The sequence below is a fragment of the Haloferax sp. S1W genome, assembly GCF_044593955.1.
Classification (GTDB): domain Archaea; phylum Halobacteriota; class Halobacteria; order Halobacteriales; family Haloferacaceae; genus Haloferax.
Genome location: NZ_CP172596.1, coordinates 50,651 through 62,430 on the forward strand (window position 1 = coordinate 50,651; position 11,780 = coordinate 62,430).

The 11,780-nt window shown below is 61.3% G+C and carries 11 protein-coding genes and 1 pseudogene; 3 read left to right on the forward strand and 9 right to left on the reverse strand.

All coding sequences use genetic code 11. From position 1 onward, the window contains the following. Window positions 1-123: 123 nt before the first annotated feature. The 7 genes from ACH9L7_RS16420 to ACH9L7_RS16450 form a co-directional block, all read right to left on the reverse strand. Window positions 124-999 (reverse strand): amidohydrolase family protein, encoded by an 876-nt coding sequence (locus ACH9L7_RS16420; RefSeq protein ID WP_396613525.1) that lies wholly within the window; start codon window positions 997-999, stop codon window positions 124-126. 50 nt (window positions 1,000-1,049) lie between these two features. Continuing rightward, window positions 1,050-1,664 carry a hypothetical protein gene (locus ACH9L7_RS16425; protein WP_396613526.1) on the reverse strand — a complete coding sequence of 205 codons (615 nt, stop codon included), beginning with the start codon at window positions 1,662-1,664 and terminating at the stop codon, window positions 1,050-1,052. A 112-nt stretch (window positions 1,665-1,776) separates the two neighbouring features. Further along, window positions 1,777-4,029, reverse strand: a complete 2,253-nt coding sequence (locus tag ACH9L7_RS16430) for an NADP-dependent malic enzyme (protein ID WP_396613527.1) — start codon at window positions 4,027-4,029, stop codon at window positions 1,777-1,779. A 168-nt stretch (window positions 4,030-4,197) separates the two neighbouring features. After that, the gene (locus ACH9L7_RS16435; RefSeq protein WP_396613528.1) at window positions 4,198-4,803 is read right to left on the reverse strand and encodes a class I SAM-dependent methyltransferase; all 606 of its coding nucleotides are present in this window, start codon (window positions 4,801-4,803) and stop codon (window positions 4,198-4,200) included. A gap of 69 nt (window positions 4,804-4,872) precedes the next feature. Next, complete coding sequence (locus ACH9L7_RS16440; protein ID WP_396613639.1) at window positions 4,873-6,057, reverse strand: anion permease; 1,185 nt, start codon at window positions 6,055-6,057, stop codon at window positions 4,873-4,875. Between the two features lie 29 nt (window positions 6,058-6,086). After that, window positions 6,087-6,971 (reverse strand): universal stress protein, encoded by an 885-nt coding sequence (locus ACH9L7_RS16445; RefSeq protein WP_396613529.1) that lies wholly within the window; start codon window positions 6,969-6,971, stop codon window positions 6,087-6,089. Between the two features lie 82 nt (window positions 6,972-7,053). Next, window positions 7,054-7,845 carry a hypothetical protein gene (locus ACH9L7_RS16450; RefSeq protein ID WP_396613530.1) on the reverse strand — a complete coding sequence of 264 codons (792 nt, stop codon included), beginning with the start codon at window positions 7,843-7,845 and terminating at the stop codon, window positions 7,054-7,056. Window positions 7,846-7,951: 106 nt separating this feature from the next. On the opposite strand from ACH9L7_RS16450, the gene ACH9L7_RS16455 reads away from it, so the two are divergent. Next, window positions 7,952-8,824 (forward strand): universal stress protein, encoded by an 873-nt coding sequence (locus ACH9L7_RS16455; protein ID WP_396613531.1) that lies wholly within the window; start codon window positions 7,952-7,954, stop codon window positions 8,822-8,824. Between the two features lie 44 nt (window positions 8,825-8,868). Here the strand turns inward: ACH9L7_RS16455 and ACH9L7_RS16460 are convergent. After that, window positions 8,869-9,551 (reverse strand): annotated as a pseudogene (locus tag ACH9L7_RS16460) (histidine kinase). A gap of 119 nt (window positions 9,552-9,670) precedes the next feature. Further along, window positions 9,671-10,366, reverse strand: coding sequence for a cob(I)yrinic acid a,c-diamide adenosyltransferase (locus ACH9L7_RS16465; RefSeq protein WP_396613532.1), 696 nt, complete (start codon window positions 10,364-10,366; stop codon window positions 9,671-9,673). Window positions 10,367-10,614: 248 nt separating this feature from the next. Here ACH9L7_RS16465 and ACH9L7_RS16470 point away from each other — a divergent pair, with 248 nt between their 5' ends. Together ACH9L7_RS16470 and ACH9L7_RS16475 are read left to right on the forward strand one after the other, a co-directional pair. Further along, window positions 10,615-11,187, forward strand: coding sequence for a hypothetical protein (locus ACH9L7_RS16470; RefSeq protein WP_396613533.1), 573 nt, complete (start codon window positions 10,615-10,617; stop codon window positions 11,185-11,187). Window positions 11,188-11,265: 78 nt separating this feature from the next. Beyond that, the gene (locus ACH9L7_RS16475; protein WP_396613534.1) at window positions 11,266-11,733 is read left to right on the forward strand and encodes a peptidylprolyl isomerase; all 468 of its coding nucleotides are present in this window, start codon (window positions 11,266-11,268) and stop codon (window positions 11,731-11,733) included. The last annotated feature ends 47 nt before the right edge of the window (window positions 11,734-11,780 follow it).

Genomic DNA, 11,780 nt, shown 5'->3' on the forward strand with positions numbered 1-11,780 from the left:
AGCCATACCCAGTCGTCGACGCGGCCGCAGCGGACTATCAGTGACTGGCGATTTCGCCGGCCGAAAATTCTACAAATTGTAGAATGTTTAGACTGGTCGAGACGACGGAGAGTGCCTGGGCGCTCAGTTCAGCCCGAGGAACTCTTCGGCGTTCTCCCAGAGAATCTTGCGCTTGACCTCGTCGGAGGCGTCGAAGGATTCGTCGAACGACTCGAACCACGTCTCGGGGCGAATCATCGGGTAGTCGGTGCCGAACATGACCTTGTCCTGCAGCACCGTCTTCGCGTAGTGGAGGACCTGGTCGTCGATGTACTTCGGGAGCCACCCCGAGAAGTCCATGTAGACGTTGCCTTTCTGCTGGCAGATGGCGAGTTGCTCTTTCTCCCACGGGAACGCCGGGTGAGCGATGAGTATCTGGAGGTCGGGGTGCTCCGCCGCCACGTCGTCGATGAGCATCGGGTTACCGTACTTGATTTTGAGGCCGCGACCGCCGGGCGACCCGGCGCCGAGCGTCGAGTTGCCGCCGTGAAAGATGACGGGGACGCCGAGGTCCTCGATAGTGTCGAACAACTCGGTGTGCGCTTCGTCACTCGGGTCGAATCCCTGTGCGATTTGCTGGAACTTGAATCCAGAGAGGTCGAGGTCTTCGACGCAGCGAATCGCCTCCTCGACGCAGTCGTCTTTCAGGGGGTCGACGCTCCCGAACCCGATGAAGAAATCCGGATGTTCGTCGCGGATTTCGGCGACGTAGTCGTTCGGAACCGGCGGGTTGCCCGTGTTTGTCTCGGCGTCCCACCCGAGCATGATGGCCTTCCCGATGCCCTGTTCGTGGTACTCTTCTATCATCGCCTCGTAGTCCCACGTCTCCATCTCAGTGCCGAACTTGTTCGCCGCGTCCTGCATCATCTCGCCACCAGCGTCGCGGAGGAACTCTGCTGTGGGCTGGTGTGCGTGGGTGTCGATGATGCGCGGCTCGTCGAGCGTATCCCTCACGGTCATCAGTGTACAACTACGGCGTGACGGTAAAAATCGAACGGAGTCGGCGCAGTTTAGACCGACGAATCGTCCGCCATCGAGTGAAAGATGTCGGCGACGAGCGGGACAATCCACGCGTGGTCTTCGATGGCTGTCCGCAGCGTCTCGTAGTAGGCAACCTCGTCGCGCGCAGAGAAATTGTACGTCGCCTTCCAGAGGAGACGCTCGTCGTCTTCTACGAGACTGGATTCTACCCACGACCCCGCTGTACTCTCGGTCGGGTCGGCGCGGGCGACCCGGTCGGCGAACAGTTGCCGAAGGCGCTGGGTGTCCACTCCGTCTGGGAGCGTCCGGGGTTCTCCCTCGACGCCATCGATTGTCAGTTCGAACCGGAACGTCCCGCGACTGAACAGCTTCGGTGTCGGGTAATGCGTGAAATACAGGTCAAACCCTAGCTCACGCCCGGGACTCCATACATTCGGGGCGATGCGACCACAGGACTCACCAACATTTCCGGGCACCCACGATATCCCATCTGTCTCCGGCGGGTCTGTGACTATCGTGTCCGCCCACTCGTACTGGAGCACGCGCGTGACAAACGACTCAGTACGTCCCTCCGACACCCCGTGTTGACCTTCCTCGCTGGAAGACGAGACGCCATCACCGTCCCCCTCTCTCGGCTCGCTCATAGTCGTCACTATCACCACCACGCGATAAATAATTTACATCGATTTGACGTGATAGCTCTCGAAAGTGGGATCACGGAAATCAGACTCCTGTTTCGGTGGGTCGAAGTTCGGCCTACTCTTGTGCGTCGGCGGCGGCGACCCCTGCCATGTTGACGATGTCTTTCACTTCGTCGCCGCGTTGGAGGACGTGGACGGGCTTGTCCATACCGACGAGCATCGGGCCGATAGCCTCCGCGCCGCCGAGACGCTGGAGGAGTTTGTAGCCGATGTTTCCCGCTTCGAGATTCGGGAAGACGAGGACGTTCGCGGGTCCGTCGAGGTCGGCGAAGTCGTAGGTGTCGTTCAGCATCTCCTCGACGAGCGCCGTGTCGGCCTGCATCTCGCCGTCGACGGGGAAGTCAACCTCTGGGTCGTCGTGCAGGAGTTTCACGGCCGCTCTCGGCTTGCGCGTTCCCTCGTTGTCAACGCTGCCGAAGTCAGAGTACGATAAGAGCGCCGCGCGCGGTTCGACGTTGAACCGGCGGGCGAGTTCCGCCGTGTGTTTCGTCACCTCAGCGAGGACGTTCTCGTCGGGGTCGAGGTTGACAGTAGCGTCGGCGCAGAAGACGACGCGGTTCTTGAACGTCAACATGTAGACGCCGGCGGCGTACTCGGCGTCGTCGGCCGTTCCGATAATTTGCAGGGGCGGTCGGAGCGCCGACGGGTAGTGGTGGGTGAGACCCGTGAGCATCGCGTCCGCGTCGTCCATCTCGACCATCACGCTGGCGAAGTAGTTCGGATCTTGCCGGATGAGTTCCTTCGCCTCGGTTCGGGTGAGGCCCTTGCGCTTGCGTTGCTCGTAGAGGAAGTCGACGTAGTGGTTCCACTCGCCGTCGTGTGGGTTGGCGATGATGGGGTCGAAATCGAGGCCCAGTTCTTCTGCTTTCCGAAGGATTCTGGTCGTCCGACCGACGAGGATGGGTTCGGCGATACCTTCTTCGAGGAGTTGGTTGGCCGCACGAATCGTCTTCTCGTCTTCGCCTTCGGCGAGGACGACGCGCTGTCGGTTCGACATCGCCTTGTTGAGGACGACACGCATCATCTCGCGGGACTTTCCGAGGCGCGCTTCGAGTTCCTCGCGGTACGCGTCGAGGTCGCGCTCGCGCCGTGCGGCACCGCTTTCCATCGCCGCCTTCGCCACCGCTGGTGTCACCTCGTAGAGGACGCGCTGGTCGAGTGGTTTCGGGATGAGATAGTCGGGGCCGAATTGCAGCGGTTCGTCGCCGTAGGCCTTGACGACCGAGTCGGGCACGTCCTGTCGAGCGAGGTCGGCGAGTGCCTCGGCGGCCGCGCGTTTCATCTCCTCGTTGATTTCGGTGGCACGTACGTCGAGCGCACCACGGAAGATAAAGGGGAAGCCCAGAACGTTGTTCACCTGATTCGGGTAGTCTGACCGGCCGGTTGCCATGATGACGGTGTCGTCGCGGGCGGCTTTGGCGTCCTCGTAGCCGATTTCCGGGTCGGGGTTCGCCATCGCGAAGATGATTGGGTTGTCAGCCATCAACCGGACCATCTCCTGCGAGACGATGCCGCCAACGGAGAGGCCGACGAACACGTCCGCACCCTCCATGGCGTCTTCGAGTTCACCGTCCGGAACGCCGCGAGCGAATGGTTCGGTGTATTCGTCGAGGTCACCTGCCTCGGCGCGGGAGTCCGAGAGGATACCGTCGATGTCGCACATGGTGATGTTTTCGCGCGGGATGCCGAGCGAGACGTAGAACCGAGCAGTGGCGGTCGCCGCTGCACCCGCGCCAGCGAACGCGACCTGAAGGTCCGACAGTTCCTTGTCGACGAGTTCGACTGCGTTGAGAAGCGCCGCGCCGGAGATGATGGCCGTCCCGTGCTGGTCGTCGTGGAAGACGGGGATAGACATCTCCTCTCGGAGGCGGGCCTCGATTTCGAAGCACTCGGGCGCTTTGATGTCTTCGAGGTTGATGCCGCCAAACGTCGGTTCCATCGCTGCGACGGCCTGGACGAACGCCTCGGTCTCTTCGAGGTCGAGTTCCACGTCGAACACGTCGATATCGGCGAAGCGCTTGAACAGGACGCCCTTACCCTCCATGACCGGTTTCGATGCCTGAGCACCGATATCGCCGAGGCCGAGGACGGCCGTCCCGTTGGAGACGACGCCGACGAGGTTCTCCTTGGCGGTGTACTCGTATGCGAGCGTCTCGTCGTCGTCGATGTCGCGACACGGTGCCGCGACACCCGGGGAGTACGCGAGCGACAGGTCTCGTTGCGTGTTCGTGGGCTTCGTCGTCGAAATCTCTAGCTTGCCCGGCGGCGTCCGCCGGTGATACTCCCGTGCGTCGTCGTCCAGAGTCATTGGATACGCTCGCGTCAGAGAGGGAGGTAAGTAGTTTCTTCGTTCGGACAGCCAAGCGAGACGAACTACCAGGGACCCTGTGACCGTGTTTCAGTGGTGGGGTTCGAGGCCCGGTCCGACTGCTCCCGCTCCCGGTTCTGTCTCACTTCCTCCAGTGTCGCTTCCGCATCATTTCTCCCAGTGTCGGGTCGGATACGATTGCGCCCCACCGTGCGAATTCCGTGCAATTACCGTTGCCGACGCCGACGTTCGGCCGTCGACCTGTTCGGTCGATTCCTCGTAGTACAGCACTGTGAGGTCCAGACAGGCGTGAAGCAATTCGTTCGACCGCAGTCGATAGCGGTCCGTTCGCGGACCGACCGTCGCTGGCGGGTCCGACCGGAGATGGTGCTGGTAGAACAGTACACCACCGGGATTCAGCGCCGATTTGATGTCGCCCAGTCGGTCGAGCGTGCGGTAAAAACTGATCGTGATTACGTCGTAGGTGTCTGCCGGAAAGTCGTACGTCTCCGCGTCCGCCTGAACCGTTTCGATTCGGTCGTCGACTCCCTTGTCACGGGCGTTCTCCCGAACGATTCGCAGTCCCTCCTCGGAGAAGTCGAGGGCGTCCACGTCGTATCCCTGTTCGGCGAGAAACAGCGCGTTCCGACCAGTTCCGGTTGCCACGTCGAGGGCCTGTCCCTCCGGGAACGTCTCGGCGTACGCTCGCAACACGGGCGAGGGGTCCGGGTTGGTCGGGTACTCACCTTCGCGAAAGCGTTCGTCCCACTCCATGCCGGGTCTTCGGCCCCCACTGAGTTCAACGCCGGGGTCGGATGAGATACTCGTCGTGTAACCCGGCCCTCAGACAGTAATAACGCTGGAAAACACCCAGTAGACGCCGTATCCGACGAGCACCGACGACACGAGCGTGAGAAGCCAGAACGCCAGCGTGACGCCTATCTTCCGGCGTGAGACACCTGCCGACCCCCCCGCGAGGCCGCCACCGATGACGCCCGAGATAATGATGTTGTTGAACGAAATCGGAATGCCGAGGCCGATGGCAACCTGCGCGATGATGAACCCGGGGACGAGCGCGGCAATCGAACGCCGAGCGCCGAGTTGGGCGTACTCGCGTGCGGTCGCCTGAAGCAGCCGAGTCGAACCCATCCACGCACCGGCGAGGATTCCGACGGCACCGACGCTGAGAAGCACGAACGACGGCAATCCGAGTTCGACGCTGTAAAGGTTTTCGAGCGGTCCCGTCGCCAGTCCAACCTGACTCCCGCCGCTAGAGAACGCGACGACGCTCCCGAGACCGATGAGAAACGTCCGAACGCCGCGCTCGACGGACGCCTGTGTTCGACGACGGATGAAGTAAAAACCCACAGCAGCCATGCCGAGTGTCACTGCGGCGGCGACGGCATCCACCGGAACGACACCCGAGAGAAGTTGTGAGTTCGTCACTGTTCGGGCCACGAACCCGGAGAGCGACCCCTGTTCCGACCCGGGCGGCGACGGCACGACGCCGAGTCTGATGTTGGCGATAATACCACCGACGACGGCCGCGAGCAGCGGCACACTCACCGTTTCGGGGATATCGTCTCGGCGGAGGAGCGTCGCCGTCACGTACGCTAACGTTCCGGAGACAGGTGGGACCAGCATCCAGAACGTCCCGATTCGTCTATACGTGTCGAATACGGGGTCACCGCCGAGAGACAAGCCCACACCAATCATCGCGCCGGTCGTCGCGAACGCCGCCGGAACCGGATAGCCGGAGTAGATGCCGAACGCCATGAACGCCGTGGCCGTCAGCAACCCGGCCGTGGCCGCGAGAGACGTGATGACGACGCCGTCTATCAACCCGACGCCGACCGTTTTCGAGATACTACCGCCCTGCGTGAGCGCGCCCAACATCGCGAGAATCCCAATCATGAACGCGGCGCGCATCGTCGAGATGGCGTTGGCTCCGATAGCGGGGGCGAACGGCGGCGAGTTGCTGTTCGCGCCGAGCGTCCACGCGGTGGCGATTCCCGTCGCCGTCGCCATCGCAACCAGTATCCAGAACCCTGTGTCTATCACCGTCGTAATAACTCACCAAGTCGTTGAAGGGGTGTTCTGACAATGTCGGCGTCGCGTGCGAGAATCACGGTCGTATCGGTCTGTTTGACGACTCGCTTTGCGACCGACCCGATGAGTCGCCGTCGAAGCGGCCCCTTTCGAGTCGCGCCGACGACGACGATGTCGTGTGATTCCGACTCCTCGGTGATAGCTGTCGTCGCATTCTCGCTCTCGTACACTTTCGTTTCGACGGTCGTTCCGAACGGTGGCGTCGAGTTTACTGTCTCGCTCGCTTCCTTGACGAACTGCTGGGCACCATCCATGCCGAACGTGGGTGTAGCGACGGAGTAGATCAGAATTCGTGCGTCGTTTCTGTCGGCGATTGCCCTCGCGACGGTCGCCGCCGCACCGACGTGGGGACCACCGGCGACTGGGAGGAGTATCGAATCTACGCCGTCTGCCTCCTGTCCGATGCGCTCGACGAACACGTCGCAGGGGGCCCGCTCGATGAGTTTGTCGACTGTCGTGCCGAAGACCGTGTCCGACCGGCGCGAGAGGCCGACCCACCCGATGACGAGCGCCGAGGGATCGGTCTCTCCGACCGCTTTCAGAATGCCGCTGGCGACAGACCGGGCAACGACCACGTCGCGTTCGATGGCGACCCCCTCCGGTGGCTCTGCGTTTTCCAAGAGCGCCCGCGAGTCACCCGAGAAGTCCCGGAGTATCGTCTCGTCGTCGAACACCCCGAAGGGCGAATCGTACGACTTGACGAGGACGGTAATGAGCCGAATCGACCCTGACCCCGCCCACGCGAGGTCACCCGCCGTCCGAACGAGTTGTTGGACGTGGGTCGGGTCCTCGACGGCGACGAGGACGGGACCGTTGGGGGTCGAGTGCTCCATTAGTAGAGATTCGTTGCAATACGGCAAAAGGTTTCGTGCGCATGCGGTCGTCAGGGCAACGAATGAGCGACGAGTCACTGACTTACGAGAGGGCGACGAGTGCCACTCCGAGTGTGCAACAGACGGTCCCAATAGAGAATCCGGTCAGGGACGTTGAGGCCATTCGGAAGACACTCCGCATCGGCGAGAACGACGAGACGACGAGCGGCGTGACAGTCGCCTCCTCTCCGTTCGAGACGCGACCAACGACAGTCACTTCGTCACCGGGCGTCACCCGCGCTTCTGTGTATTTTCGGGTGCCGAGACCGAGTGCCGAAGAGAGTCGGCGAACGACACGGGGCGGGTTTCGCCAGCGCGTCGAGACGGGAACTGAGTCCGTCTTTCGTTCGAACGACGAGACGTACTCGGGTGGTGACTCGTCCGGGTCGAGCGTCGTGACAACCGTCTTCGGAGTTGTCACAGTTCGCGATGCGGAACCGACCGAAATGGTCTGCGTTCCCGTGTCGAGGGCGAACGGCACGGACGCTGAGTTGGTGAAGATGGTGACGAACCACGGCAGTAGTATTGGCGAGATTCGCCGCTCACTAATCTCGTATCGAACCGCGAGCGACGGAACTCCACTGAACGGTGAGACGAGCGCCCTGTCCTCGATACGGGCCGCGGTTCCAGTCACTCGCACCATGTTTCCGGCGTGTTCTCGCCCGACTGCCGGGACCGCCGTCGCCCGGACGATTGAGAGCGTTCGCCAGACGTACCGACCGCTGACGAGTACGACGAACCCGCCCGCAACGAGAAATCCAATACCGAAAAGGACGGACCCGATGGTCGCTGTGTGAACAGCTGTCGTCCCCGACGAAATCGGCCAGACGAGCATATATCAAACAAATAACATCCAGCGTAAAATACGGTCCGGTCGAGGCAGTGGTCACACGCAGTCACCCGACGAAAGTCCTTACGTGCCACCGGTACAACAAGTACCCATGTACGACAGTATTCTCCTCCCCATCGAGGACGGAACCGACCAGAGTCGCGTCATGCACCACGTGAGCGAGATTGCCCACTGGTCGGGTGCGACTGTCCAACTGCTATACGTGGCAAATACGAACCGCGACAGCGTCACAGTCGTTGGGCGGGATGTCGTTGACGCGCTCGAACAGGAGGGAAAACGCATCGTCGAGGAGGCGGGCAAGACGCTAGAGACGCTCGGCGTCGACTACGATACGGACGTTGTCCAGGGGAACCCCGCACCCACCATCGTCGAGTACGCAGACCAGTACGACTACGACCTCATCGCGATGCCGACACACGGCCGACAGGGGTTGGCCCGAAGCTTCTACGGCAGCGTCACCGAGAAAGTCGTCCGGTTGTCGGACCGTCCCGTCCTGGCTGCTCGAATGGACCCCGACGAGACACTTGTCTTCCCGTACGAGCGCATCTTGCTCCCCACCGATGGCAGCGAGGCGTCGAAACGCGCCGCGAGGTACGGTCTCGACCTCGCAGTGGCGCTCGATGCGACTGTCGATATCCTGTCGGTCGTCGACGACTCGTCGCTCGGGCCGGACATCCGGTCGATGATTTCGAGCGGTGAATCCGAACGCGGTGCGACAGAGGCAATCGACGCAATCGTCTCGGAGGCGAACGACCGCGGCGTCTCAAACGTGAACGAGCACATCGAACATGGCGCACCGGCAGCGGAGATTCGGTCGTTCGTCGAAGAAAACGACGTACACGCGGTGGTTCTCGGGACGACCGGAAAAAGCGGCGTAGACCGTATCCTCCTCGGAAGCGTCGCAGAGGAGATGGTCCGAACCGCGCCCGTTCCGGTACTTACAATTTCGAGGCCGCAAGCGTGAATGCGACACGCTGAGGGGGAAGAGATGAGGGTGGTGATAAGGGTTCACATGTTGCGCGCGATGTACTCGTCGATTTCGCCGACGAGAACAGGGTCGAACGTCCAATAACCCTCCCACACTCTCGGTTCCGTCTCCAGCGCGAGGAGTGCAACTGGGTCGAAAGCAACCTGTTCTGTGTCGAGTGACTCGTCTTCTGGTGGCGTGTAGACGACGAACCACGAATTTCTGAAGTCCTCGGTGTAGCCCCCGTGACTCACGACGCCGAATTCGAGCGATGGCCGCCAGTCTGGGATCCCGTACATGTGCGTCTGGGTGCCGGAGGCAGCGATTTTCTCGTAGACGGTGCGCGTCCCGCGTTCATCGTCGATTCGGGAGAGTCGTTGAAACGACGACCGGAGTCGTCCAGTCGGGTCAACACCGAGGGCAACTCGAAGTTTTCGAGGTCGGTCTGCCCCGTGATATAGAGGTCTGGGTTCACCATCAGAATCGTATTCATGAGTTCCTCGAGCCGAGACGTTGCGATGACTTTCGCGCCGTCGTCGGGTTCCTCGCTGAGAACGAGCACGTCGTCGTCACTGCTCGGAAGGTGGTCCTCTTCGATTTGAAGCGGTTGGTTTTCGAACGTCGCTTCGAGCATCCGCTGGACGGGTTTCGGTGCCGAACGATTGAGGACTGTCAGTGAACGAGATGGCGCGTCGATTGCGTCTAAGAATGTATCGAGTGTCATTGGTACAATTTTAATTGTCGATAATTCTCCGTCGACGAACAAATCAATTCCCCCGGTCGGTCAGACTGCTATTCCGTCGTCGGACCGAACGCCGAAGCAAACACGCCGGACGTGAGTGTTCAGTATTCGGCCCCTTTCCGGGCGCGTTGCCCGGCGTCGATGGGGTGTTTGACCTTCCGAACGTTCGTCACGAGGTCGGCCACGTCGGTGAGATACGTCGGTTCCTCGTGGCTCCCGGTCAACACGAGTTCGAGGGCGTCGGGTTTGCGGTCGATAAGGTCGAGGACGTCAGACTCCGAGACGAGACCCATCGCGACGGCGTACAGAATCTCGTCGAGGATAAGGAGGTGAACACCATCCTCGGGTACACCGTCGAGCGGGAGCGGCGATTCGAGGTCTGCGTCTCCGGCCGCGTCGAGCAGTTCGCGTGCCCGTTCGAGTCCGGCGTCCGCCTGCTTTTCGTGGTCGGTGTCGTCGCTCCCGTCTCGCATACCCGCCCATCCGTAGTGGCCGAGGTTCTCGTACGAAAAGCCCGGCATCGCTGCGATAGCATTGTACTCACCGCGCACTGCTTCGACCGAATCGGCACCACCCTTCATGAACTGCAGCATGTGGACCCGATAACCGTGTCCGGCGGCGCGAAAGCCCATCCCCATCGCGGCCGTCGTCTTCCCTTTCCCGTCTCCCCACCAGACCTGAACGAGTCCGAACTCGTCCGGTGCGGCGGGTTCGATTGTTTCGGCTTCGGGACGAATCCCTCTGCCGGGCGTGTTCGCTCTAATCGACTCCGCGTCTGTGTCGTCAGTGTCCGTCATGGCTCTGGTAATCGCGGGGCGGAGAACCGACTGCCCTCGTCGAAGACAAATTCAGTTTCAGTAGGCAAAATTCTATTGGACACGCCCGGACTGCGTCGCACTCACTCGCCACCTCACCGTGTTGCCTGACTTCGGTCCACCGCTCCACCGTATCCCCGGCCGCCGTTTACCCATCAACTGTCACGTGGAAACCAACACATGTGAAACTATTTCTCGGTTCGTTTCATCATTTCTCCTGAGCGACATCCGTGGCGAGAACCACACACCAAATCGGCATCAAGACGGTCGAACGCGGCATCAGATACGCCATCGTAGCCATCTTTTTCGTCGGAGTCCGCCGTCGGAAACCGGCCGCAGTCGTCAATGCAGTCGTCTCGCTGATTGGGACGTACACGCCGGACCTTCTGGAACGCCTGTTCGACGTCGAGTTCCGCCCGTGGCAACGCGTGTACATCGAATCGGCGATGTTTACCCACTCGGTAGGAATGCTCGGCCCCTACGACGACGTGTGGTGGTGGGACCACCTGACGCACACCCATTCGGCGTCGATTCTGAGCGGCATCATTCACGTCATCGCGCGCCGTCGCGGGCGCGACCCGGCCCCGCGAGTGCTCGCAGTCGTCGTCTGTCTGGGAATCGCCTGGGAACTCGTCGAGTACGCCATCCACACCGGTGCCAATAAACTCGGCATCGACCCGGTGCTCGTCTCGTACGGACACGCCGATACGGCCTTGGACCTCGTGTTCAATCTCGTGGGCGCACTGCTCGTCCTCGCCTTCGGCGACCGTTTCCTCGACAACCTCAGGCAGTTCACCGAGTGAGTCGCAGGGCCCCGAGACGAAAGCGACCTGTCGCATTTCGATGCCATCGTTTATCCGTGCCCAGACACGAATGACTGTATGACGATTACTACTGGTGATTCTGTTTCGCTCGAATACGTCGGCCGACTGACCGACGGAACGCTGTTCGACACGTCTCGCGCTGACGTTGCCGAAGAATCCGGACTCGCAGCGCAACAGCCCGACCGTGACTACGAACCGCTAACAGTCGAAGTCGGGGCCGGAACGGTCATCGAAGGACTCGACGAGGCGCTCGTCGGCATGGAAGAGGGCGACGAGGAGACCATCGAGATTCCGCCGGAGAAGGCCTACGGCCAGCCGTCGGAGGACATGATTCGCGAACACGGAACCGACGAACTGCGAGAGGTTCTCGGCGACGACCCCGAAGTCGGCATGTACGTCCAGACACAACAGGGCGGACTCGGCGAAATCGTCCACGCCGACGAGGATACCGTCCGTATCGACTTCAACCACGAACTCGCCGGTAAGACGCTGGAGTTCGAAGTCGAAATTATCGACGTCAACTGAACCACACTGCACCCTAACTGGGGTAACTGACACTGTACCCTAATCGG